Annotated in this window: 27 protein-coding genes and 1 pseudogene; all 28 read right to left on the reverse strand. The window is 30.9% G+C overall.

Going from position 1 to position 26,006, the window contains the following annotated elements; genetic code table 11:
* Positions 1-246 precede the first annotated feature (246 nt).
* On the reverse strand, positions 247-2,028 hold the full coding sequence (locus tag KMP11_RS06715; protein WP_216280198.1) for a VirD4-like conjugal transfer protein, CD1115 family: 1,782 nt from the start codon (positions 2,026-2,028) through the stop codon (positions 247-249).
* Between the two features lie 19 nt (positions 2,029-2,047).
* Positions 2,048-2,545 carry a PcfB family protein gene (locus KMP11_RS06720; RefSeq protein ID WP_215756832.1) on the reverse strand — a complete coding sequence of 166 codons (498 nt, stop codon included), beginning with the start codon at positions 2,543-2,545 and terminating at the stop codon, positions 2,048-2,050.
* A gap of 15 nt (positions 2,546-2,560) precedes the next feature.
* On the reverse strand, positions 2,561-3,625 hold the full coding sequence (locus KMP11_RS06725) for a DUF6017 domain-containing protein (RefSeq protein ID WP_215756831.1): 1,065 nt from the start codon (positions 3,623-3,625) through the stop codon (positions 2,561-2,563).
* A 71-nt stretch (positions 3,626-3,696) separates the two neighbouring features.
* The gene (locus tag KMP11_RS06730; protein ID WP_215756830.1) at positions 3,697-5,022 is read right to left on the reverse strand and encodes an ATP-binding protein; all 1,326 of its coding nucleotides are present in this window, start codon (positions 5,020-5,022) and stop codon (positions 3,697-3,699) included.
* A gap of 57 nt (positions 5,023-5,079) precedes the next feature.
* Positions 5,080-6,081: a site-specific DNA-methyltransferase gene (locus KMP11_RS06735; RefSeq protein ID WP_216279800.1), complete on the reverse strand. Its 1,002-nt coding sequence runs from the start codon at positions 6,079-6,081 to the stop codon at positions 5,080-5,082.
* Positions 6,082-6,225: 144 nt separating this feature from the next.
* The gene (locus KMP11_RS06740; protein WP_216279801.1) at positions 6,226-7,815 is read right to left on the reverse strand and encodes a recombinase family protein; all 1,590 of its coding nucleotides are present in this window, start codon (positions 7,813-7,815) and stop codon (positions 6,226-6,228) included.
* A complete protein-coding gene (locus KMP11_RS06745; RefSeq protein WP_216279802.1) occupies positions 7,797-9,566 on the reverse strand; it encodes a recombinase family protein in 1,770 nt (589 codons plus the stop codon). The genes KMP11_RS06740 and KMP11_RS06745 overlap by 19 nt, the downstream gene beginning before the upstream one ends.
* A 51-nt stretch (positions 9,567-9,617) precedes the next feature.
* The gene (locus tag KMP11_RS07980; protein WP_371741340.1) at positions 9,618-9,788 is read right to left on the reverse strand and encodes an SHOCT domain-containing protein; all 171 of its coding nucleotides are present in this window, start codon (positions 9,786-9,788) and stop codon (positions 9,618-9,620) included.
* Positions 9,781-10,191 carry an RNA polymerase subunit sigma-70 gene (locus tag KMP11_RS06750; RefSeq protein WP_216279803.1) on the reverse strand — a complete coding sequence of 137 codons (411 nt, stop codon included), beginning with the start codon at positions 10,189-10,191 and terminating at the stop codon, positions 9,781-9,783. The genes KMP11_RS07980 and KMP11_RS06750 overlap by 8 nt, the downstream gene beginning before the upstream one ends.
* Before the next feature lie 107 nt (positions 10,192-10,298).
* On the reverse strand, positions 10,299-11,282 hold the full coding sequence (locus KMP11_RS06755) for an N-acetylmuramoyl-L-alanine amidase (RefSeq protein WP_216279804.1): 984 nt from the start codon (positions 11,280-11,282) through the stop codon (positions 10,299-10,301).
* Position 11,283: 1 nt separating this feature from the next.
* A complete protein-coding gene (locus tag KMP11_RS06760; RefSeq protein WP_216279805.1) occupies positions 11,284-11,685 on the reverse strand; it encodes a phage holin family protein in 402 nt (133 codons plus the stop codon).
* A 1-nt stretch (position 11,686) separates the two neighbouring features.
* Entirely contained in the window at positions 11,687-13,045 is a 1,359-nt protein-coding gene (locus KMP11_RS06765) for a hypothetical protein (RefSeq protein WP_216279806.1), read from the reverse strand.
* Positions 13,035-14,831 carry a hypothetical protein gene (locus KMP11_RS06770; protein WP_216279807.1) on the reverse strand — a complete coding sequence of 599 codons (1,797 nt, stop codon included), beginning with the start codon at positions 14,829-14,831 and terminating at the stop codon, positions 13,035-13,037. Before KMP11_RS06770 ends, KMP11_RS06765 begins: the two co-directional genes overlap by 11 nt.
* Positions 14,832-15,191, reverse strand: coding sequence for a hypothetical protein (locus KMP11_RS06775; RefSeq protein ID WP_215756967.1), 360 nt, complete (start codon positions 15,189-15,191; stop codon positions 14,832-14,834).
* 1 nt (position 15,192) lies between these two features.
* Complete coding sequence (locus tag KMP11_RS06780; protein ID WP_216279808.1) at positions 15,193-16,902, reverse strand: phage tail tape measure protein; 1,710 nt, start codon at positions 16,900-16,902, stop codon at positions 15,193-15,195.
* The gene (locus KMP11_RS06785) at positions 16,866-17,933 is read right to left on the reverse strand and encodes a phage tail tape measure protein (RefSeq protein ID WP_216279809.1); all 1,068 of its coding nucleotides are present in this window, start codon (positions 17,931-17,933) and stop codon (positions 16,866-16,868) included. Before KMP11_RS06785 ends, KMP11_RS06780 begins: the two co-directional genes overlap by 37 nt.
* Positions 17,934-18,104: 171 nt before the next feature.
* Positions 18,105-18,470 carry a hypothetical protein gene (locus tag KMP11_RS06790; protein WP_216279810.1) on the reverse strand — a complete coding sequence of 122 codons (366 nt, stop codon included), beginning with the start codon at positions 18,468-18,470 and terminating at the stop codon, positions 18,105-18,107.
* Positions 18,470-19,033 (reverse strand): annotated as a pseudogene (locus tag KMP11_RS06795) (major tail protein). Before KMP11_RS06795 ends, KMP11_RS06790 begins: the two are co-directional and overlap by 1 nt.
* Before the next feature lie 2 nt (positions 19,034-19,035).
* The gene (locus tag KMP11_RS06800; protein ID WP_215756970.1) at positions 19,036-19,353 is read right to left on the reverse strand and encodes a hypothetical protein; all 318 of its coding nucleotides are present in this window, start codon (positions 19,351-19,353) and stop codon (positions 19,036-19,038) included.
* Positions 19,350-19,727 (reverse strand): HK97 gp10 family phage protein, encoded by a 378-nt coding sequence (locus tag KMP11_RS06805; RefSeq protein WP_111743394.1) that lies wholly within the window; start codon positions 19,725-19,727, stop codon positions 19,350-19,352. Before KMP11_RS06805 ends, KMP11_RS06800 begins: the two co-directional genes overlap by 4 nt.
* On the reverse strand, positions 19,720-20,052 hold the full coding sequence (locus tag KMP11_RS06810) for a phage head closure protein (protein ID WP_215756971.1): 333 nt from the start codon (positions 20,050-20,052) through the stop codon (positions 19,720-19,722). The genes KMP11_RS06805 and KMP11_RS06810 overlap by 8 nt, the downstream gene beginning before the upstream one ends.
* A 1-nt stretch (position 20,053) precedes the next feature.
* Positions 20,054-20,338 carry a head-tail connector protein gene (locus tag KMP11_RS06815; RefSeq protein WP_215756972.1) on the reverse strand — a complete coding sequence of 95 codons (285 nt, stop codon included), beginning with the start codon at positions 20,336-20,338 and terminating at the stop codon, positions 20,054-20,056.
* A gap of 8 nt (positions 20,339-20,346) precedes the next feature.
* A complete protein-coding gene (locus tag KMP11_RS06820; protein WP_215756973.1) occupies positions 20,347-21,228 on the reverse strand; it encodes a phage major capsid protein in 882 nt (293 codons plus the stop codon).
* A 5-nt stretch (positions 21,229-21,233) separates the two neighbouring features.
* Positions 21,234-21,956, reverse strand: coding sequence for a head maturation protease, ClpP-related (locus KMP11_RS06825; protein WP_215756974.1), 723 nt, complete (start codon positions 21,954-21,956; stop codon positions 21,234-21,236).
* The gene (locus KMP11_RS06830) at positions 21,919-23,184 is read right to left on the reverse strand and encodes a phage portal protein (protein WP_216279811.1); all 1,266 of its coding nucleotides are present in this window, start codon (positions 23,182-23,184) and stop codon (positions 21,919-21,921) included. The genes KMP11_RS06825 and KMP11_RS06830 overlap by 38 nt, the downstream gene beginning before the upstream one ends.
* Positions 23,185-23,257: 73 nt before the next feature.
* The gene (locus tag KMP11_RS06835; protein WP_215756385.1) at positions 23,258-24,166 is read right to left on the reverse strand and encodes a hypothetical protein; all 909 of its coding nucleotides are present in this window, start codon (positions 24,164-24,166) and stop codon (positions 23,258-23,260) included.
* 6 nt (positions 24,167-24,172) lie between these two features.
* Positions 24,173-24,355: a hypothetical protein gene (locus KMP11_RS06840; RefSeq protein ID WP_215756386.1), complete on the reverse strand. Its 183-nt coding sequence runs from the start codon at positions 24,353-24,355 to the stop codon at positions 24,173-24,175.
* 49 nt (positions 24,356-24,404) lie between these two features.
* Positions 24,405-25,994, reverse strand: a complete 1,590-nt coding sequence (locus tag KMP11_RS06845) for a terminase large subunit (protein ID WP_215756387.1) — start codon at positions 25,992-25,994, stop codon at positions 24,405-24,407.
* Positions 25,995-26,006: the final 12 nt, after the last annotated feature.

Consider the following 26,006-nt stretch of genomic DNA (forward strand, 5'->3'; position numbering starts at 1 on the left):
TAAATTTTATTGTTGGAGCTCTTATCCTTTTCATTTTTTCTCTCCTTTTTAGGATTTTCTGCTTTTTGTTCGTATATATAAATTGAGGGGCATTTGAAATACTAGTTAGTTCCTCTGCGAGTTTTCTCTATTTATTAATCGCAATACAAATGGAAAATAGATATAAAAAAAGACGATAGAAATAAAAATTCTATCGTCTAATGTATTTTATTCAGTAAAAATATAATTTAATTAAAATACAATCCATTACAATCTTGTAACAAGGATATTTTCTTTCAAATTTACTTTCCCTTTTCTCTTCATATAGTATTCAATATCAAATAAATTCCTTTTATCATAATCTTCAAGTAATCTATAATTCTTGTGCTTAGTAATATCAAACTTATCTGAATAAAAGGGTCTTGACCCTCTTATCTCCAAAATACATTTTCCACCGTCCATAACTTTTATTTCATCTCTACTCATTAGTTCTTTTCCTGTCTTTTGATAGTTAAGTCCAAATGATTTTTGATTTGATCTAGTTTCTGATGTATTGTAAAGATCAATAGTTTCTTTTCCTAAGTTTTCAGATAATTCTTTAAGTGTTGTTCCCTCTTTACCACCTAAGAATAATTCACTATCACAGTTACCAATAATGGTATCTGCATTATCCTTATAAATTGCCTTTAATTGTGATTTAGCTTGTAGAATAATACTTGCTGATATTTCTCTACTTCTGATTGTTGCGATTAACTTCTCAAATCTTGGTATAAGTCCAATATTGGCAAACTCATCAAGTAAACATCTAACATGAACTGGTAATCTTCCACCATATTCATCATCTGCCTTATCGCAAAGTAGATTAAATAATTGAGAGTACATAATGGACACTACAAAGTTAAAAGTGTCATCTGTATCTGAAATAATAACAAATAATGCTGTTTTCCTATCTCCCAATGTATCAAGTTCTAATTCATCTTCACTCATTAAGTTTCTAAGTTCTTCAATATCAAATGGTGCAAGCCTTGCTCCACAAGAAATTAAAATAGACTTAGCAGTTTTTCCCGCAGCTAATTTGTATTTTTTATATTGCTTGACTGCAAAGTGATTAGGATTTTTTTCTTCTAAAACTTCAAACATAAGGTCAATCGCATTTTTAAAAGTTTCATCATCTTCTCTAACTTCACTAGCATCAATCATTGCAAGTAAGGTATTGAAATTCTTTTCCTCTTTAGGACTTTCATAGTAAATATACCCTATAAGTGCTTGATAGTATAACTTTTCAGCTTTTACCCAAAAATCTTCTCCAGACTTTTCTCCATCTCCTTTTGTATTAGCGATAATAGTCTGCACAAGTTTTAAAATATCTTTTTCACTTCTAAGATAGGCAAAGGGATTGTATCTCATACTCTTTTTAAAATTAATGGTGTTTAATATTTTTATCTCATACCCATTATTTTCAAGCATCTTTCCACACTCAAGTACAATAGTCCCTTTTGGATCAGTTACACAGTAACTAGAGTGCATCTGCATTAAATTTGGCTTTACAAAAAATCTAGTTTTACCACTTCCAGAACCACCAACAATTAACACATTTTTATTTCGTGCATATTTTGGGTTAGATGGTCTTCCATTCATCGTAAGTCTTTCGGTATTCGTAAGTAATATATTGTTTTCAAACTTCTCCTCTACATAAGGGGCAATGTCTTTTGAATTTCCCCATCTTGCTGAACCATATTCCTTACCCTGTCTAAATTTCTTAGCATTTTTCCCTTTTGAGTAAACTATTAGCTTGATTACTACTGAAAAAATTAGTCCTATCGATATATCAATTATATCAAAACTGGGTAAAAAGCTCATCTTATTTAATTCTAATGTTGCTTTAAATATCCTATCAAATACATCTCCACCACGATAACTATTCACATGACTTGCAAAGATATTTCCTAAATAAAAAAATACAAGATAAGGTATATTGTGCTTAATAAATGCCTTTTTATCTTGTATCTTAAATAAATTTTGAATATCTTTTATAATTGCATTAACTATCTTCACATACTACCTCCTACTACAAACTCTGTTCTTTCTGCTTATTTTTAATCTTGTCTTTGTCGCTAAACATTGCTTTTGATTTTTCTTGAAATTCCTTAATTTTTTTGATTGTCGATTCTTTCTTATCGTGTTTTTTCTCTGCATTTTTTATTGCCTTAGTAAATGCTTTTTCCATGACTTTTGTATCCTTAGCTTGATAGAATACTGAGTATTCTTTAGTTTCTTTATCTTTCATCACAGAAAAATTAACACCATAACGATTTAATAGTTTTTTAAGTTCTTTTAATTCTCCTTTAGAAATATTTAGACTTTCAAGTTGTCCTTTTTTTACCATTTGGCTTAGTGGTTTTGCATTTGATTTAAATTTATCATCAATAAATTTATCTAGCTTTACTTTATTTTTATTTGCTTTACCCACGATAAGTTTTAGTGCTTTAATCACTTCACTTGCAGTTGCTTTTGTTATTTTCGTTTCAATGGTTATTAACTTATGCGTTAATTCTTCATTTATCACTTTATCCCTCCTTTATCAGTGATTACAATCAAATCCCACTTTATTGGTATAGTAAGATTGAATTGTTGTTAGAATGTTATAGGCTGCTGTTAAGATAAAAGCCCTGATATTTCTAACTTCTGTATCATGATTTTTTAAAATTGTTACCAAGTGTTCTAAATGATCATATCTAAGTTCTAAAAATCTTTCTCTAACAACGCTAGCTTTCATATTTATTTGATTTATTTTTATATAGTCATTATCGTCATATACCATAACATCTGCAAGAACTGTCAGAATTTCATCTATCTCTTCTGCTCGGTAATGATTACCAACTTCTAAATGATCATAATAGCATGTGTTTTTTCTAAGTATTTCTAAATAGTCATGATAACTTTTTTTATTTTCCATCCCTCCTTCTTTCCATATTTCTATATTGTTATCCTCATACTCTATATTTTTTTCTTGTGTTTGTGTCCATAATGGAATGATGGAAGGATTTGTAGAAATATCTGAAGTAATCTCTGTTGTATTCTTTGTAGTAATCTTTGGTAATGGTTGGGGCAAATTGCCATATTGCATCGGGGCATTTTGCATAAATGCATTGGTGCAATTTGAACTATTGCATTGGTGGATTTTGCCCTTTTCCATTGGGGCATTTTGCCCTAATGCATTGGGCATTGTATTAAATTCTGTAAAGTTATCCACATTTTCTTGTAATATCTTTAGCTCTTCTTCTTTTTTCTTTTGTTCTATTTTTTGATATAATTCTATAAGTTTTTCATCATTTAATGTATACCATTTTGTTTTATCTCTTGGGTCTTTATTGAAATTTCCACTTAGTAAGTAGCCTTGTTTTTCTAACTTAGCAAAAGTTCGTTTTACAGTATCAAAACTCATATAGTCAAAATCATTTTCTTGCCATTTCCTAATTGAATTGTATGTCCAATATCTTCCCTCATAAAAGTTATTTCCAGTTTTTTTGTTTATTTCTATCCAATAATTTATTTGTTGTAATATTAGTGCTTCATTTAATCCAATTTCTCTAGCAAGTGTTTTGTTTGCGATGATTGGATGTTCATCAAATAAATACATACTCATTTTTACCTCCTCTTAAAAGAAAAAGACAAGCAGTCTTTATCTACTTGTCTTTCGTTGGTTTATATATTTTTTTAGTTGTTTTTTAATTTCCAATAACCTTTTTTTGAACTTCCGATATATTCTAATTTATTTTCTTTTTTTAGTTTTGCAAGTTCTCTTCTAATTGTAGATTTTGATAAACTCAATATATCTTTCATTTCATCTGCTGTTATCTGTGGATTATTTTTAATTAGTTGAATGATTTGTTCGCCTCTGTTAATAAATATTAATTTTTGGGTGTCATTTTGGGTGTCGTTTTGGGTGTCATTTTGAACTTCATAGTTACGATTAAACAATGTTACAATTATTCCATTATTTGAAATATAATATTCTGGTTGTTTTTTAAAATCTGCATAATCTTCAAAAATTCTTCTAACTCCTGAAGCATAATTTTCAATAACATCAATTTTATCCAATGTGTTAACAATGATTTTATTTCTTTTAGCTACCATACCCATTTTTATATTTTCAAGTGTTAATCCATCAGGTAAACTTCCTGGTGAAAAAATTTGAACTCTATCATCATAAAATTCAATTTTTACATCACCACTTAAAGTGTAATCCCTATGACAATAACAATTTACTATCGCTTCTCTTAAAGCTCTTTTAGGAATATCTAAATATTCATCTCTATCAGGTTTGCCTGAAATTGTGATTCGTTTTCTATTTGATAAACTAGCAAAATAAAGTATTTCATCTAATTGCTTTAAAATTGAACCTGTGAACTCTTTTTTATCAAGAAATACACTAACATCTCTTCCTTGAAATACTGCAAATTTACTAATTGTTGGATTTTGATCACTTAAAAGTAACGCAGCATTATTATATTTGTTATCTTTACCTATTAGAGATAAGGCATATACATCAAACTTAATACCTTTTTCTTTAAATCTATTTTCAATATATTCAAAAGTTAAATCATTTCTATCAATACTTATTGATTCAAAATCATTTGAAGAATGTTGTCTAATCATTCTTTGTATTTCATCAAAGCTAGCTACTCTTTTTGTGCTACCAACTCTAATAAAAACACCTTTAGAATTAAAACCTTCACCATCTTTATAAAAATATGGTTTATCTTTACCTTCTAATATTCTAATCTTAAAAGGTACTTCATTTGGATGAATATAAATTAAGTTGGTAGCATCAGGGCTAAAAGCATTAACAACCCAATTAGATAATATTTGTTCCCATTCTTGTTGCTTATTTTCTATTAATGACCTATTTATAGTACCATCATCATTTACTCCTAAATGAACTTCTCCACCTTCGCTGTTTAAGAAAGATACTATTTCAGCTTTTAGTTTGTTTTGTTTTTCTGGAATATCAATTTTATATTCAATTCTACTATCTTCCATATATCCTCCTTATTTAGGTTCTATGTGTTGTTTACAATCATATAATATCATATGACTCTAAACAACACATAGATTATTACTTACTTGAGTTTTAATATTTTGTAGAATCACTAAAACCCTTGATTTTATTAGACTTTTTACCACTAACATAATTATGACATAAAACCCTGCGAAAAAGTCGAGGATGGTTGCATTAATGAATTCTTTTTTAATAAAACTTATTAAATATTTTATTAGTGATGTTGGCTTAGAATAGTTAAATACATCTTCTAATTCCAAATTAAGTAACTTAGATAACTCATCACTTGCATCTTCATTTGTACCAACCCCATTATCAGAATTTATCAGACTTGATGGAGTTTTAAATTTTTCATCTTGATTATGTCGTAATACATTAAATCCAAATTTAGAAGATAACTCTACAAATGTTCCTTGATTTAATTCGTTATCTAAAAAATCTTGCGTCCACACAAACCGACCATTCACTAACAACTCACTTATAACAATACTATCTTTTACTATAAAATCATTTAAAAATTCAACTCCTGTGTTACCACTAGTATATTTTCCCTTTTTGTATTCACCATCTTTTAACTTTGTTTTTATGGTGTATTTAGAAAATTTAAGCATTTTTAATGAATTAGTTCTTTTTACAATAGGTTGCATTTTATTAGAATACGCATCTTCTCCAAAAAATTTTATTCTTTCATTAGAGGTATAACATAGTACATATTCTGTCATTTTTCTAATTTTTTTATTAAGAAAAGAACCTTTTTTCTTTCTGACCCAAATAAAGTGTCCTACATAATTTTCTTCCCCAAACACTTCATCACAAAGTAATTTTAGTTGTGCTTGTTCGTTATCATCAATAGAGATGAAAATAACACCCTCATCACTTAAAAGTTCTCTGGCAATTTCAAGTCTTTGTTCCATAAAGGATAGCCATTTGCTATGTGAATAACCGTCTGTTTTATCAACAAAGCTGTCGTTATAAATGAAGTCTTTATTCCCAGTGTTATAAGGTGGGTCTGTTCCCGAGCTGTTTTTGATACAATTCAACGTTTGTCTTTTTATACCCTATTAACGATGAACCTAGTGGGTGCATTATTTAACGTTAAAAAACACCTAAACAGATTATCCAGGTGAGCATGCCATATCCTTCTATAAACGACAAAATTCCTCATCAAATGACGAGGAATTTTACTAATTTTCTATTTTTATTTGTGTTCCATATTTAAAAACAACTATTACTTTTTTATCTCTATCTACTTCTAAGTATTCAACTAAACTTCCCCACATGCTTGCATCAAAGTCTTTTATGATATCATCTATTTGTTCCAAGTTTTGAATAAACACCGTTAACTTTTCAAACTTTGCCTTCCTTTTAGTCATAAGTATTTCGAGTTCATCATAGCGTTCTTTTTTCAAGTTATAACTCATTATTAGTTGATTGTACTGAACTTGATAACTTTCTTGATTTTGAACTACTCTGGCATTTCTATCAATCATCTCTTGAATTTGTACAACTAAGGCTTCTAATTCATTATGAAGTTCTTGTTTCTCTACTTTTAAATGACCCATATTACATAAAGTTTCTTGAACTAGTTTAATATTTTCTATAACTTCTTCTCTATCTGCTGTCAAAGAATTTATCGCTTTGATAAAATACAATTTAATTTCATCTTCTGTTAAATGTGGTGTCCTACATTTCTTGCTACCTTTGAACTTATGATTACACTGATAAATTTTCTTTTTATAAAGACTAGTAGAATGCCATACTTTTGCACCAAACCAATTTCCACATTCTGCACATTTTACCTTATTTGAAAAAATGCTTACTCCACTGTATCGTGTACTTTTCTTAACACATCGTTTTTTCAATTCTTCTTGCACCAAGTCAAATACTGGTGGACTAATAATTGCCTCATGATTTCCTTCAACATAGTACTGTGGCACTTCTCCTTCATTTTTCTTCTTTTTTTTACTCAAGTAATCTACCGTGAACTCCTTTTGTAGCAGTGCATCTCCTTTGTACTTTTCATTTGAAAGCATACGTCTTATCGTGCCTTGATTCCATCTATCTTTTCCTCCAGGTGATTTAATTTCTTTTTTCGTTAAATATACCGCAATACTATGTGGTGTCATTCCTTGTAAAAATAATCCGAATATTTGTCTCACTATCTCTGCTTGTTCATGATTGACTAATATGTTACCCTCCTTTCCTTTTTCAAAACCTAAAACTCTTGAATAAGGAATAGTCACTTTGCCATCAGCCATTCTTTTACGCTTACCCCATGTGACATTCTCTGAAATAGATCGACTTTCTTCTTGAGCGAGTGATGACATAATAGTAATAAGTAATTCTCCCTTACTATCAAATGTCCAAATTGATTCTTTTTCAAAATAAACTTCTGTTCCGTTTTCTTTTAACTTTCGAATAGTTGAAAGACTATCCACTGTATTTCTTGCAAACCTACTAACTGATTTGGTGACGATTAAATCGATTTCTCCATTTAATGCATCCTCTATCATCTTATTAAAACCCTCTCGCTTTCTAGTAGTGGTGGCTGATATCCCTTCATCCGTATAAACATTGACAAACTCCCAATCATCTCTACCTTTAATGTAATTTGTGTAATAAGCCACCTGTGTTTCATAACTAGTCTGTTGCTCATCACTATCAGTTGATACACGGGCATACCCTGCAACCTTTCTTTTTTTCACATCATTGATTGGCTTGAAATGATAAGGATTTATCGTTGCAGGTATAGTAGTTACTTTCTTGTTGACCATTTTTTCTCTCTCCTTACCTTTTTCATCAGTTCACTTTGTTTTAATCGTTCTTCATCAGTCCATACTCTTGGATTTTGTTTCTGATTTTTTCTTCTTTCTTCAGACCAAGGTATAAACGGACGTTTTTCTTTATACACCCTTGTTTCTTCAATACCGTTTTTCAAAAGTATTGTCACTTTATTATCATTGATAAAAATTCGTTGTACCTTATCATCCATTGTCTTTTCATCAAAAGATTCGATATTTAACACATCACAAATAATTCTTTCTAAAGTATATTGTTTTATACTTGTATTTTGACAAATGGTAGATTTCGTATTACAGTACATTCGTCTTTCATAAACTCCTGTTGTCAAAGTGCGCCCTTGACTACGATATGGATTAGCACACTTACCACATTCAACAAGTCCTGTAAATGGTGTTGCATTATAAGTTCTTTTATACTGATGCTTATCCCGTCTTTGTTTTGATAATTGTTCTCTTATTTCCTTTGTATAATATGAACTTCTATCTTTTTCTCTGTAAGGTTTTTCAAGAACATGCCCATCGTTTTTATAAACGATTATCTTCTCTTTTTTGATAATTTCAATGTAATCTATTTTTTCTTCTATTAACTTATCATCGATTACTTTAACACCTAATGCCTCTTGGAGTATCTCTTTTAAAATACCTTCTCTAATTTCTCCTGTTTGACAATTTGCTTTTTTGCCCGCTTTTCGATTAGCACATAACCAAGTATAAACTTTAGCTTCTTTTTGGTTTCTGATAGCCCTTTGGAAATTTTTTTGGCAATGTACACATCTAATTTTACTCGTTAATGCAGTCGTATTAATAGAAGGATTACCAATCGCCCCTGCATTTCTTCTTCTTTTCATTTCAGTCTCAACTTTTTTGAAATCTTCCATTGAAATAATCGCTTCGTGTGTATTTTCAACAAAGTACTGAGGAAGTTCTCCGCGGTTTTTTCTAGTCTTGCCTGAAATTGGATCTACAACATATTCTTTTTGAAAAAGTAAATTTCCTGTATAGTGAATGTTAGTGAGTATCACTTTGATATTAGAATCTACCCACCTATAACCTTTTCTTGTCTTAATTCCCTCTACATCAAACATTTTTTCTATTTGTAGTCTCGATTTTCCTGAAAGATATTCTTTATAGATTCTTCTAACAATTTTTGCTTCATCTTCAATGATGACTAAGTGTTCTCCTTCCCACCTATATCCATAAATACTAAATTTCCCATTAGGTATGCCTTGCTTAAAACGTTTAATTGTTCCCCATTTTACATTTTCTGAAATAGAACGACTTTCTTCTTGTGCAAATGAAGCAAGTATCGAAAGCATCAATTCTCCATCTCCACTCAAAGATTGGATGTTTTCTTTTTCAAACCATACTTCAATTCCTAGAGATTTTAATTCTCTAACTACATTTAATAAATCAACCGTATTCCGTGCAAAACGTTGGATTGACTTTGTTAGAATTAAATCAATTTTTCCTCGCTTGCAATCTTCCATCATTCTTTTAAATTCCACTCTTTTTTCAATACTTGTACCCGTTATTCCTAAATCAGCATAAACACCTACATACTCCCATTCAGGATTTTCTTGAATAAGATTATTGTAATAACTAATTTGTGTGGATAATGAATGTCTTAACCTATCTGTATCCATCGAAACACGCGCATAAGCTGCCACTTTAATTTTTGGTTTTATCAGTAGTTTACTGGTATTTATTTTGGTAATTTTTGCCATGAAATACTCCTTTCTTCGTTTCTATATACATCACTCTAAAAGGCTATAAAGTCAAGTCAATTGCGAGAATAATACACTAATTTCAGGATGATATTTTTCTTTAAATATTTGCTCCATCTTTTGAAATTCCTCTTTAGTAATTAACTTTTGTTGATGTAATTTTTTTAGTGTCATCATTGTTGTCTGATACAATCTTTCGTTTTTATACTCTATTTTAATCATGATGAACGCCTCTAAAACGATACTCTATATAACATTCATGACTACAGTATTTACGGTTTTTATTTCCATACACTTCAAATGTTTTTCTACAATTTAGACACTTACATTTATAGATGGCTTTTCGTTTCACTAAATCAAGATGATTATTCCACCAACTATTTCTACACTTATTACAACAAAATCTTTTTACTTTTCTTCCTTTTACTTGTTGTATATAGGCATGACACTGTTCGCATTTAGTTTTAGTCAGATGATTATCTTGCAAATTCCCTATGGTTACATTGTTTCTTCTGCAAAAAGACTTAATCGTATTTACTGATATATTTAATTGATTAGCTATTTTTGTATAACCTAGTCCTTGATTTCGTAATTGGATAATTTTTGTTTGTGTTAATTGATTCATCGTTATTCCTCCTACATCTATAGGCAAAGAATTTTATTCAAAATGAACCCCCATAAACAAAAAAAGACCTATCGCAGACTAAAAAATCTACGATAGACCTTAAAAATTTAACTCAATATTTCATTCACTTTTTGTTGAACGTGATCATAATCGTATCCCGCTTGGGTTAATCGATGCTTTCTCTCTTGTCCATTACCCCAATGACCGTTGATGACTTCTCTTGCGACCACATCAATTGGTTTTAAAGATGGCGTCACGTTTCCACTCACTAGTTCGTTAACTTTAACTTGTACTTGGTTATAATCATATCCTGCATTTGCTAGCGCAGATTTGCGCGCATCGCCATTGCCCCATTTCCCATTCAATACTTCTCTAGCGACTTCATCAACAGATTTTAGTATTGGTTTCGCCACCGTTCCTTTTCCAAGCAATACATTAACCCTTTCTTGCACATGAAATGGATCATACCCAGCAGCACGTAATCGTTGTATTCTGTCATTTCCATTCCCAAACTGTCCGTTGATAACTTGTCGTGCCACATCATCAAGATTCGTATCGGTTTGTTGAACAGGTGTCGATAACTGCCCACTTAATCGCTTATTCACTTCAGCTGCAATATAGGGGAACTTACTGCCAAGATACGGTCCTGGACAGTTCGTATTCGCAAACCACTCATGTTTTGTTAGGTTTCCTGTTGTATCTCCTGTATATTCTAATTTATTAATTCCATTTCTAGAACATATATCTACACAAAGTTCTATTGTTTTTTCTAATGCTATGTCACTTACATGCCATATCCCTCCATATTCATCGTTTGCTACTTCTATTGTTATTGCTCTATTATCATTAGCTGCGCTTGATGAACACCAAGAACGGTTTTTTTCCTCAACATACATCCCAACTCTACCATTAGAATCTACTCCGTAATTACTACTAGCTTGTCTGCTAGGTGATGCAAATATATTACTACATGTTTCTACTGATAAATTTCCTGCCATATGATGTATTGTGATTGTGTCTATTTTATGGTTTCTAAGTCCACTGTGATTAGGACTTAAATTTATATAATTTACTAAAGGGCTATTACTCATTTTATTTTTCCTCTCTTTCTTTTAGTTGACTTAATATTGATTTTAGTTTTTCTGGTATAGGTAGTCCCAATTTAGAGGCATTCTCTAGTATTGAAATTCCTTCGTTAGATAGGTAGAAAAATATTACCACTGCTCTTAATACTCCTACATGACCTAAACTATAAACATCTAGTATGTTAGCTACCCCAACTAGTGAAAATATAATAATTTTTCTAGCTATTCCCTTAAAGCCTACTGAACTAGATAATTCTTTTTTATCAATTGCACACATTATTCCAGTCACATAGTCTATTACTGAAAATGCTAAAAGTGCATAAATAAGTCCGTCCATACCTCCTAAAAATGCTCCTAAAACGCCACCTATACTTGAGATTATAAGTTTATAATTTAATAATGTATTCATATTATTTACCTCCCGTTAAATAATATGTAATTTTCATTGTTTTATCCGCCGTTTTTTCTACTGTCTTCGATAAATTATTTATTGTTGCTGCGTAAGGTGTTATTAGGTATAATATTTTTCTTAAGTATTTATCCCCGTAGTTTTCTCCGTTCGCAAAATACCCTAGTAAAAATGGTCCATAGCCTAATGGAATGCATTCTATTGTTGATAAATCGCTTTGTGCTATTTCTGTAACTTTATCATTTTTATCAATAGTAAAATTAGTCCCTATTATCATATCTCCTAATATATACATTCCACATCCTGTTGTATGTCTTGATACTGATCCTGTTTTTAGAGTAAACTTAGGTTCTATTTTAGTTACATCTACTGGGTTATTTATCGCAAACTTCACAACATATTTTTCATCTGTACTAACTGCATACACATATCCTCCTCTCAATACAGATTTAATAGTTCTATAATAATCATAGTCTAATGAGTGTGCGCCTATATTTTCTATTTTCACATTTTCTAATGTGAATTCAGTTTCTTCTATAGAATTATTAACTTTATTTATTTTTAACTTAGTTACATTGGTATTACCTCCGCTAGTACTAGTTTTCAATAAATAATAATTCTCTTCGTCCACATAAATACACACTCCATATGTTCCGTAAGATTTCTTATACTTTATCTTTGTTTCTGTTATATTCTTCTCAGCTAAAAATGATAATGAATCATTTAATCTAAAATTAAGCAGTGGTTCTCTTGATTTTATTATTCTAAGATGATCACTTTCAGGAACTATTGATACTATATAATTTTCTTCGAAGTTAGCTTCTACTGCATTGACATATTTTTTCTTCATCTCAGTATCTGTATCCTTAATAAGATATTTATCTTCACCTAGTTTTATACGGTTTGTTTTACCATCACTCTTTGTTCCAAAATAACCACCTCCCGCTTTGGCATTAGTTAAACAAACACTCGATATTTTACCATTTGCTTTTGATGTTCCAAAATCCCAAACAAATTTATAACCATTTGACGTTGCTTTCGATTCTTGCTTATTAAAACTACCTTGCAGTGGATTTTCCTGAACTCCTTCTACTTGTCCTGCATATCCAATACATTCATTACTTGTACTTACAAAGCTAGTATTTTTATCTTCTATTATTTTATCTTTAAATAACAAGATTCCTCCTACTATCTTTTCAACTATTGGATAAAATGTATCTTTATTAATATTTGTAAGTAGCCCATTGGGATTTAATGTTAGAATCTTTTCTAAAACATCTGTTACGAGGTTATCATCTTTTAAAACCTCTTTCTTTTTTGTTTTAACATCGGTTAATTCTATTATTGTCTTACCTTTCATTTTTATCCTCCACTTCTACATTATCGGTTATATTTCCAAATACGAATTTTCGTTTTAGATCATTTTTTATAATCACATCACTAAATTCATATTTAGGAACATCATAAGTTTCAACATCTATACTACCTTCACTTAAATCCACTTGTTTTCTATGTGATAGTTTTAATTTACTTAAGTTCTCATTTACTTTTATTTTACCGTCCCAAGGTACATCTCCTCCTAAAGCACTACCTATGATCGCAGCACTTATTCCCTCTATTGGAATAACTAGACTACCTTTTTCTAACTCGAAATCCACAGTAAATCTGTTAATCACTTTTTCTTTTAAGTTTATTAGTGGGTAGAATAACGTAACCATTTGACTTCCTACTTTAGCTATAAACTTTGGTACGTGATTTTTTATTGTAAGTTCATTTAATGAGTATATGATATTAAGCTTTTGATCCTCCTCGACTTCTCTAATCAAAGTTAGTTTCTTCTCTTCTTTTTCATCTTTTAAGGTAACAGTCTCTTCAATATGTTTTTTTAAACTTTTAACATCAAATAACACAGTAGCGATAAAAAAAGCATCAGTTTCTTTACTTGATGCAAATTCTATATCAATTATTGTTTGTGAATTCTGTCCTATTTTTATTTCAGTTCCATTAACATAAGCATTCACCTTTACTCTGTCAGACTCAATTGTTTGTAATATACCTTGAATATTCTTATCTTGTTTACTCTTACCTTTAGATAGTAATGCATTTTTACCTACACTCTTAATTCTATATTTTCCATGAATTTTATACTCAATTGATGTAACTATAGTATGATAACTTTCAACTCCAACCTTAAAAGTAATCTTGTCTCCAACTTCAAAAGCTGGATTACTTACGACTACACTATCTAATGGAGTATAATCAAATGTAGCTACCTCTTCTAAAATTGCTTTACACATCCTTACTCGTTTTTCAGGAAGTCCTAACTGCATCAGAGGATTAACACCAATATTCATAGTTAAAGCATTGTCATTTTCTTTTGAATAATACTCTGATATTTTTGTTTTAAGATTTGTACTTTGTACTGCAGTATATCTAGTTGTAAAATCTGAAATACTTAATTCATACCTATCTATTTCTTTTATTTCATAATTTGAGTTCGTATTAAATCTTTTTAATATTAACTTCCCAAAACGATCTATAGTCGCAAAACTTGCAGTAGTTGCACTAATATAGTGAATTAAATCACGATACGTTTCTATATCATGCTCGGCATAAATCCCAACTCTTTCTACTCCATTTGGTAATTTTTCAATTTCTTCTTTGCTTATTCCAAGTTCTACACTGCACTTCTTACAAGAGAATTCTAGAAGTTCATAAATAGTCCCAGATGTTTCTTTAAAACTCAGAGTTTTATTAAACTTAACCATAAAGTCATAACCTTTAATTTCAACAAATTTCTTCGTTCTATTAGCTTCAGTTGTTTCAAATATTCCAAGTGGTATTTTTTCAATTTCATTATTTTCCAAGACTAAGTTGAAATATAGTTTTATAATGCTTCCGTCTAATGTTATTTCTCTTAGTTCATCAAGTTTCAAGGTAATACCCATCTCCGCAGCGTAAACAGAACCTAGTTCTATTTCATTACTTCCTGAACATGAATTACTTATATAGCAACTATCTTTAAGGATGTGTTTATCATCAAATTTTATTATTTTTCCAGTTTTTAATACTACCTCTCCTGTCCAAAAATACTTTCTACTTTTATTTTTTATCGTTTTATTGAAGTTAACACTTGTCTGATACATCTAGTATTCCTCCAATTTAAAACTAACACCCCAAATTCCAAGACTACCGTTTTTATTTAAAAGACTAACCTTAAAATTTGTACAATAAGTATTTATTTCTTTTTCTTCTAATGAATAAGGATCGAAATATTTAACTGGTATTGTAGTTTGTTTTAACATTTTTGATAACTTTAAAAGATACCGGCTTGTTAGAGTTAGTTTCAAAGATATAGATATCACACTTTCCCTTACAATGTCTCTATGTGTTATTCCTGCTTCGGTAACTCCGCTACTACTACCTTCTATATCTCTAAACTCAAAGTCTATCTCATTAGGAGTTGGTATTGTTTCATTATTAATTTTTATATATGATTTTTTCATATTACCTTCCTCCTGATTTTATAATTTGTCTGTTTTGTGCATTTATTATTATTTCATCAAGTAATGTTGCACCTAAGTAAACTGGGATAACTATATCACCAGTTGTCTCGTGTGGTATATTTATAGCTTGAATTAATTTGTTTAAATCATCACTACTTATACCTGATGTTGCATTCACTCTTGGAAGTGTGAATCCTTTTAAAGCTGGATTTATCACCAAATCATTTGATAACTTAGATACCGAGTTTTTCAAAAGACTTCTACTACTATCTAAACCTTTAGACAATCCTTTTATAAAGTCTGGCATCCAATCCTCATAATCTGTAAGTGGCCCTACTTCTGGCACACTAAAGTGTAGATAACTCCAAATGGTATCAGCTACTCCTTTTACTGCGTCTACTACTGCACTAATTTTATTTTTTATACCTTGTACTAACCCTGAAATTAAATCACTCCCCCAAGAATAAGCTGAGTTTACAAGATTAGAAATTGTTGAATAAATATTATTCCAGATATTTGAAACTGTGTTAAAAATAGCATCTAAAATATTACTTATAACATTCTTTATATTATTCCAAGAGGTGCTTATAAAATCACTAATTGCTTGTACTATCGTATTTATAGAATTACTAATATTTTGCCATATAGTAGATAAGAAATCTTTTATACTATTCCAAATTGTACTTGTAGTTTGGAATACAAAATCCCAGTAACTTGTAATGATATTTTTTATTACATCAAGAACTGTTTGGAAAATTGTTTTTATTACTTCCCAAGTTGTTGATAAGAAATTTTTTATACTCTCCCACGCGGTTGTGAAGATAGTTTGAATAGCCGTAAAGGTAGTTGTAAAATATGTTTTGATATTCTCCCAAACTGTAGTCACTACTAAGGTTATACTTTGCCAAAGTTCTGTAAAATAAGTTTTAACACCCTCCCAAGCAGTTGTAAATATAAGACTAATAGCTGTGAGTGTTGTTGAAAAATAATTTTTAATAACTTCCCACACAACGGTTATAGTAGTACTAATAGCCGTCCATGTTTCTGAAAAGTAAGTTTTTATCCCTTCCCAAAGATTTATAAAAAAGTCTTTTATTTCACTCCAATGATCTTTTAAATAACTACCTATAGATATCAATGTTACAACCGCAGCTATTATAGCGAGCATTTGTACTATCGCACCAGATAAACCAGCCATTACACCACTCATCGCACTAAAAGCACCAGAAATTGTTGCAACACCCGTTATTAAATTTCCTATAGAACCAATGACTGTACCGATTATTACTAAAAGTGGACCTATCGTAGCTACTATAAGCCCAATTATTACGACTATCTGTTTAGCTGTTGGACTTAAACTATTCAACCAAGTTGCTATACCTCCAAAAACTGTAGCGATCCCTTGTAAAATTGGACCTAAAACATCAGAAATTGTTTCTCCTAAACTACCTAATGCTAGCTTAGCGTTATTACTAGCTACTTTAAATTTATCTATACCATCCTCTGTTCCTTCAAATGTTTTGTCTACAACATCCTCGTACTCAGACATACTTTTTGATAAATCATCTATAGAAAATCTACCTTCTCTTATAGCCCTAGTCATCTCTGCAGCACCTTTAGTTCCGAAAATCTTAGTCGCAATCGTTAGTGCTTCAGTTTCACTCCCTGCATTTTTTATCGATTCAATTGTTTTCTTAAGGGCTTCATCCATATAGAAAGTCCATCTTTAGTGTAGGCTGCGACTGCCTTTCTAAAACCTCTTAACGCTTGATCTGCATTTACACCATTTGCTTCAAATTGTGCAAGTAAGTTAATACTCTGACCTAGATTTAACCCCATTTCTTTTAGGATTGCTCCATGTTGCTGAACTCCGTTCATAAGAGTATCAACACTTATTCCTGTATCTTGTGCTTTTTGTGTTATTAATCCTAACACATTGGCAGTTTCCTTAGCGTCAATACCCCACTGAAGCATTATTTTATTTGTCATTCCTATAGCGGTATTTAGGTCTGTTTCATTTATCTCTGCGAACTTAAGAAATAAAGTAGATAGTTCTTGAAGCTCATCACCAGTGACTTTAAACCTAGTGTTAACCTCTCCCACCGCAACACCTACATCACTCATACTAACAGGTAAACTTTTAAAAATATTATCCGCAACATTTTTTAACCCCTCAAAACTTTCTCCAGTTGCTCCAGTTTTTTTGATAATCGTATCATATCCTTCATCAATTTCACGAAAGGCTAATGTTGCTGCAGCTCCAACTGCTACAATTGGTGCTGTCACATTTTTTGATAGATTTGTGCCTACTGAAGATATCTTCTCTCCAGTCTCTTTGAATTTACCTCCAACTTCTTTAAGTGTAGCTTGCATCGAACTATTAGTGTGTTTTAATTTTTCTGTGAATTTATCTAGTTCTTGTTCAGTCGCAATAATTTCTCTTTTTAATGCGTCAAATTGCTTTTCTGAAATATCTCCATTTGCGAGTGCAGTTTTAGCTTGTTCCTCAGCGAGCCTTAATGTTTCTAGTTTTTTCTTATTTTCTTCTATGGCTGTATTTAAGAGTTCTTGTTTTTGAGTAAGTAATTCGGTATTATGTGGATCAAGTTTCAATAGTCTTTCAACATCTTTAAGTTCTCTTTGAGTTTGCTTAATCTTACCTTCAACTTCACTTAATGCTTGTTTTAATTTAAGAGTATCTCCTCCGATTTCTACAGTAATACCTGCTATTCTACTTGCCATACAATCACCTCCTAAAAATTATCCATATCTTCTTGTGTCGCTATTACTTTATAGTTATAACTATCATTTTTTTTTCAATGTACATATCATTTACTAACCCTATTGTTAACTCAGATAAATCATTCATTGAAAGTCCTAATTCAACTGAACGCAGTAAAAAAAGAGCGGTATTTAACGTCCGCTCAGTTTCTTTTGCTTTTTTTTAGATGTACTCATATTTTTAACATTTATACCCCATAATTTTATTAAGTCTGGTAGAAGTTTATATACAGATAAAGTATCAAACTGTTCTAACCATTCACCTACATCATTTGAGATTTTATCATCTGCATGGTAAGCCATAATATATGCGATATTTTCAAATATTTCTAAACTCTCAATATCGATATTTCCTTTATTCTTATTAATCTTATCTAATATAAGCAAATCTTTATAAATATCACGACTAAACTTCATTCTGTAAAGTCTAGGTATCGCTGCTGACGCTTTAAATGTTACAACTTTTCCATCTACATTTATATCTTTAATAACTCCCATTACATTTCTCCTTCATGTGTTGGCATATACACTGTTTGATACCAATTCTTATATGTTTCTTCTGTTGTCTCTTTACCAGTTTTACTCTTCACAAGTCCTTATTTGATAGGTCTTGCTTTTATTGAAAGTGTTTCTGTTTGTACTTCTCTTGATTCCTCATTTGTTTGACCTTCAATTTTTGGGCGACCTGCTGAACAATTATAAAGTACATGACGTATTTTTTTCTGATCTCCATCAAATTCAAAAAGTAGTGCAAAGTTCTTTGTTTCTGATCCTGAATCTTCAACTAGAACTTTATTCTTATCTTCTTTTTCTTGAAGAATATCCTTTCTGAAACTTTCTGGAATCATTGCAATCTCAAGATCACCGTCATATCCCATATTGTTATTGATTGTGTAATATGATCCTCCATCTGCATAGAAACTTTCTGGTTCTCCATTAGGTTCTAAACTAATTTTTACAGCACCTGGAATTGGTACTGGTTTTTCATAAGTTGTTGTATCACCTTCAGTTAATTTTGCATAGTGAACATGAGACAAATTAAATTTTACTTTATTTTCCATACTTAAACCTCCATTTTATAAATTGTTTCATACATTTCTTCACTCGGTATCCATACCTCGTCTTTTGTATAGATTAAAGAATAAGTTTGTAAAAGATCTTCTATCTTTTTTTCTAATTTAAAATCTTTTTTCTCTGTATATATTTCTATAATTAAATTTTTTACACTATAATATAATTTTCCATCTGCTTTAAAAGTATTTTCACCGTCATAATAATATATAAGAAATGGTAATCTTGGAGCACTTCCTTCTTTAAAATGACTATAAACAAATGGAATTTCTAGCTTATATAACATTTCACATACTTCATTTTTATTCACGATAAATCCCTCTTTATTCTTTCTAATACTTTTTCGCTAATATCTCTTGTTGCTGGCTCTATATGTGGAATTGCTTTAGTACGCCCTCCATTTTTCTTCGCATGTCCAAATTCAAGTAAATGTGCTAATTGATATCTATTTTTTGAATGAACTACTGTTTGTATAGAGTGTGCTGTTTCTCTTTCTTTTGTCACTTTCCAACTTTTTTCGTAATCTCCACTTTTTTTAGGTGATCCTTCTTTTATTTTATCTCTAACTTCATTACTCACTTCAACTACTGCACCTTTTAAACTTTCCTCAGTTAGCTTAGAATATTCCTTTAAGCCTTTTGTTATCTCCGCAGCAAGTGAATCAATAGTTGTCCTCTTAGTCATAGCTATTAACTCCCTTAACTCTTAAAAACTTTTTATCTTTACTGAACACATCTACTTCTAATATGTCAAAAAACTTATTGTTATACTTTATTCTATATTCTAACGTATTAAGTTCTTTTAATTCCAACATTTTTCTAACTACAAAAGAGATTACTTCTGAACTCCTATTAACACTATGTCTTTCTACCTCACTTGAAGTTACCAATTTTAAATTAGACCAACAAGTAAAAAAATCACTCCATGTTTCTAATTGTTGATGCAATTCATCAAATTCTAAAACTACCTTTTGAAAAGTAATTCTAGTATCCAGTTCTACAATATCCATCTTAAAACTCCTCTTTTCTATGATTAAATAATAACGCTCTAAGTATTAGTGTTAATTCTCTAAAATCAGCATTTTCCCTATGTTCATAAAGATAAGCAACAGTATATAATATCGGTATTTTAAATTCATCAAAATCATGCTCATCACCTAACTCTGAAAAACTACTCACCCTTAGTATTCCTAAACATAATTTTTTAGCTGTAAACAAAAGTGATGAGATTAACTCATCATCTTCTGTTGTATCAACTCTCAAATAGTTTTTAACTTGTTCAAGTTTTAGTTCCATAGTTTATATTATCCTTTGATTGGTAATATCTGAACTGCTTCTGGTAATACTAGCTTACCATCAACTCTTTCTTTAGCTACAAATCCAATCATACCATTACCCGCGAATAATTCTTGGAGTTCCTTAAATGAACGAGCACCTCTATCACCTATGTTATAATAGCTAAAATCACCAAAAGCAATTTTATTTTCTGGTGCAAAAGCTGAAGTATACACTGGGTATCCTGCTAATTTATCAGGTTCTCCTAATTGGTATGATGGTTGCCAAATATATGCACCATTGTTATCTTTTAGTTTTCTGATATTAGCTATTATTTTATCATTTGTAATAAAAACTGCATTTTTTCGGTATGGACGCTTTAAAGCATGAACTAAGTTTATTACATCATCTGCTTTAATCGTAGATACTTTATCTAAATAGGTTCCACCATTTGTTTTTAAAGTCTGAGATAATTTTCTAATAATATTTTCTTCTTCTAACGTATCAACTAATCTACTATCATACTCATCTGGAACTAAATATCCTCCATCAGTATCTACTTTTTCTTGTAGGATATTTTCAATTTGTCTAAAATTAGATCGTAGTGCTTTTATCATTGCTTTTTTGTGTTGAAGATTTTTTTTGATTTTATCTTCTTTGTCAGACACCATTGGTTTTGAGATTAACGGATCATTTACTGGTTTTGATAATTCTCTTTCCATATTTTCCATCTCTTGAAGTCTCTCTATTTCAAAAGTAAAGTTTTTAACTTTTTCTTCCATCTTGTTGTAAGTTTCAACATCTTCTTTTGATAATAGCCCATCACTATCTTTTTTACTCTCAACAAAGGCTTTTGCACCTTCCCATGCTTTAGCGCGTTTTTCAATTAATTCTTGTATTTTTTTATTCATAATTCTTACCTCCAGTTTTTTATTAAATCTAATCTATTTATTAACGAATCAGCTTCTATTTTTTCTTCGTTTACGTTTTTAAAAGTTTCTTTGATTTTATTCATCATTGAATTTTGAACTGTTGCTTCTTGATAAAGCATACTAACATTTGGAATCTCAATATCCTGAATCTCATCTCGTTTTAAGATAGAATCAGCAAAACCAAGTTCAACTGCTTTTCTTGCATCCATCCATGTTTCATTATCCATAAGTTTTGATATTTTGTTTCGTGATAATCCCGTTTTTATTTCATAAGCATTAATTATTGATTCTTTAACCTCACTTAACATATCTATAGCTCTTTGCATTTCGCTTGTACTACCATATGCAATTGTCATAGGGTTATGAATCATAAGCATTGAAACAGGACTCATAATAACTTCTGTTCCTGCCATAGCAACTACACTCGCAGCACTAGCTGCTATCCCATCAATTTTCACCTTAACATTTCCTTTGTGTTCCATTAAGAGATTATAAATTTGTGCGGCTGCAATACAGTCTCCACCAGGTGAATTTATCCATACAGTAATATCTCCACTATGTTTAATTAGTTCTTCTTTAAAAATCTGTGGAGTAACCTCATCATCAAACCACGATTCTTCAGCTATTGTTCCATTTAAAAATAATATGTTCTCTGGTGGTTTATCATTATTATTTTGTACTGTCTTCCAATTCCAAAATTTTTTCATCTGTGTTTTCCTCCTTATAATCTGTTAATCTCTCTGCATAAGAACCAGCCTTTTTAAGTGGTAACATGTTACCATTGACTAGATATAAGTTTCCTCCTTCCTCATCTGATATCAAATCTAAGTTTTCTAAACTCCTTATATCATTAGCACTCATCCAACCATTCTGACGTGCTGTTGCATATCCATTCATCCTACTTTGATAATCTCCTCTAAGTAGTCCATCAACATTGAATTTTATATAATATTTTTTCTTTTCATCACTTTTAAGTAATCTCCTAGTCATAGCTTGTTCAAAACGTTTCACCCAAGGATCTAGCGTATATTTAACAAACTCAAGAGATTGTTGTTCAATATTAGAAAAACTAGACTTTTCAAGATCACCTACCATGTGTGGAGGAACTCTGAAAATTCTAGCTATCTCATTTATTTGAAATTTTCTTGTTTCTAAAAACTGTGCTTCATTTGGTGCTATTGAAATAGGAGTATATTTCATACCTTCTTCAAGTATCGCAACTTTATGGTTATTCTTACCTGAAAATCCTCTAGTCCAACTTTTCCTTAAAATCTCTGCATTTTTTACTGTACCAGGATGTTCTAATATTCCACTTGGTGTCGCTCCATTAGAAAAAAATTTCGCCCCGTATTCTTCAGCTGCAATAGCCATACCAATTGCATTTTTAGCCATAGCTATTGGTGAGTAACCTACTAAGCCATCAAATCCTAATCCTGGTATGTGTAATACGTCTTGTGTGGTTAATTTTACTTTTCCATCATTTGTTGTATATTCATAAAAAATTGTATTATTTTCATCTCTATCAACTTTCATTTTATCTGGCATTAGTGGGTAAAGTCCTAAAACATCACCTTTCCCATTACGAATAATTTGAGCATATGCATTCCCCCATAATAATAAATGTGTCATTAATGTTTCTCTAAATATAAAACTTGTCATCTCATTGTTAGGTTCGTTATGGAGTAAGTTATATAAATAGTGGTTGGTTGCTTTTTTACTTCCTAAATCTGTTATTTCGTATATATGTAGTGGTAAACTAGCGAGGGTTTCTGATAATATTCTCACACATGAATATACAGCTGTCATCTGCATTGCACTTCTTTCTGTTACTCTATTTCCACTAGAACTTCCACCCATAAAAAAACTATAGGAACTTCCATTTAATCTATTTTTAGGATTATCTCTAGATTTAAATAATTTCATAAAATAATTCATACATACCTCCTAAATTTGAATACTAAAAAAGCACCTCTAATGAGATGCTTAATGCTGACCTTATGATATTATACTACTTTTTACTTAAAGTTTCGTTGAAAATCTTTTCAAATTCTTTGTCAGTTAGTTTATCGTTATTCTTACATATATATTTCCCAACAAAACCACTTTGTCTATCATACTCTTGTTCGCTAATAGTTAAGAAAAATTCTTGATGAAATTTTTTTATTAATTCATCACATTCATTTTTGTTGAATTTCAAATATAATAATAAAACATTTCGAATAGAAGGTAGCCATGCAGTATTAAATCTTCTAAAAATAAATATAGGTTTTACTTCTCCTTTTCCTTCTTCCTTATCTTTCTTCTCTAAATATTTGACAATACGCCAAATAATTATCCTTGCACTTAACATACCAACCTTTGTATTTGATGAAACGATATGATTTGTAAAACTAGATTTCTTACTTTTCGTAAAACCTGGATTCTTACTTCTAAAAGGAAAAGCTTCAAGATTAACAATTAACTTAGACATATCCTTTAACTTTTCCCACTCTTCATCATTCAAATTACTTATAAATTTTTGTACAGGTATTTGCTTTTTCTCTAAGTAATTAAAACAAACATGCGAAAAATAATGTGATAAGTAATATGCGTCTTCTTTTGAACAAGTACTCTTTATCTTTTCTAATTCTTGATATAGAATGCTACTTTCGGTTTCGATATTTATAATATGATCTTTTATATATTTTTTTAAATATTCTTCTTTTTCTCCAAGAATATTTAACGAACTATCTTCACTATTAATTTCTTTTGCTTCATTAAAATAGGAATATGCACCTACCTCTCTTTTTTTATCCTTTAGTGGAATATTTGGATTTACTAAACATAAAAATAATGTTACTATATCAATATTACCTCGAACATGATTTGGTATACCATAGTGAAGATTTTTATATTGATTAGACTCTAATTCACACAATCCTTCCTATATATTTAACCATGAAAAGTCTCGATAATCATTTTCTAGGTCATCTATGAACTTCAAAGACAAGTCTTTCACTTTTTCTGAAGTCCATGGGTTATACTCTTCTATTTTCAATAATTCATCAAAATCTTTAATTTCTCCGACATTTTCTTTATACTTAGAAATTAGTTTATTAAAAGACATAATCTTTCCTCCAAATTAATTTTATATAAAATATAACATAAAACTAAAACTAAATAAATAACAAGCCTCTGTCATTATAAACACTTTCTGTATTTTGATTTCCACATCTTATCGCACGATCCAATGCCATAATAGTCGCAATCGCACCGTCAATCTTTTCTGTTGATTTTTCCTTATCTGCTTTGATATTTCCTGCTGGGTCTGTTCGAATAAAAATGTTATCCATATTCCATCTTAAAACAGGATTCCCCCCATGAGCTATCTTTTGTTCAAGTGTGAGCTTCATCAATTCTTTAGTGGGTGGGCTCATATCTTTAAATCCCTGTCCAAAAGGTACAACGGTAAATCCCATACTCTCTAAATTCTGTACCATTTGAACGGCTCCCCAGCGATCAAAGGCAATTTCTTTAATGTTAAATATTTGACCTAATCGTTCAATAAATTTTTCAATATGACCGTAATGCACGACATTCCCTTCTGTCGTTTCAACATACCCCTGTTTCTCCCATAAATCATACGGCACATGATCACGTCTAACTCTTAACGGAATGGTATCTTCGGGTAACCAAAAGTATGGTAGTATCACATATTTATCGTCTTCATCTTCTGGTGGAAAGACTAATACAAACGCAGTCAAGTCAGTTGTAGAAGATAAGTCTAAGCCTCCATAACACACTCGTCCTTCAAGGTCTGCTTCATTGACGTTAAACGCACACGCATCCCACTTTTCAATCGGCATCCAACGGACTGCTTGTTTTACCCATTGATTGAGTCTTAATTGTCTAAAGGCATTCTCTTCTCCTGGATTTTGTTTAGCCGATTCACAAGCCATTTTGACTTTTTCAATGGGTACAGTAACTCCTAATGATGGATTGGCTTTATGCCACACCTTTGGATCTGTCCAATCATCACTCTCGTCTGCCCCATAAATGACAGGATAAAAAGTAGGGTCGACTTTCCGTCCGTCTAAGATGTCCTTTGCTTTTTGATGCGTTTCAAAACAAATCGAATGGGTATCTGTACCAGCTGTGGTAATCAAAAAATACAAAGGTTGCGTCCGTGCATCTCCACTCCCTTTGGTCATGACGTCAAAGAGTTTTCTGTTGGGCTGTGTATGCAATTCATCAAACACCACACCGTGGATATTAAAACCATGCTTGGAGTAAGCCTCAGCTGATAAGACTTGATAAAAACTGTTGGTTGGTAAATACACAAGTCGTTTTTGTGAGGCTAAAATCTTCACACGTTTATTTAAAGCAGGACACATTCGTACCATATCTGCTGCTACTTCAAAGACAATACTTGCTTGTTGTCGGTCTGCTGCACAACCATAGACTTCTGCACGTTCCTCAAAGTCCCCACAACAAAGTAATAATGCAACAGCAGCCGCTAACTCACTCTTACCCATCTTTTTAGGGATTTCAATGTAGGCCGTGTTAAACTGTCGATACCCATCTGGTTTAACAATGCCAAACAAGTCACGGATAATTTGTTCTTGCCATTGAAGAAGTTTGAATGGCTTCCCTGCCCATGTGCCTTTAGTATGCGATAGACATTCAATAAAATTGACGGCATAGTCAGCAAACTCTTTATTATAGGTTGATGTCTTTAATTTAAACGGACTTGGTTTATAGGTCATGTTCTGTCCTCC

The organism is Gemella sp. zg-570, from assembly GCF_018866345.1.
Lineage (GTDB): Bacteria > Bacillota > Bacilli > Staphylococcales > Gemellaceae > Gemelliphila.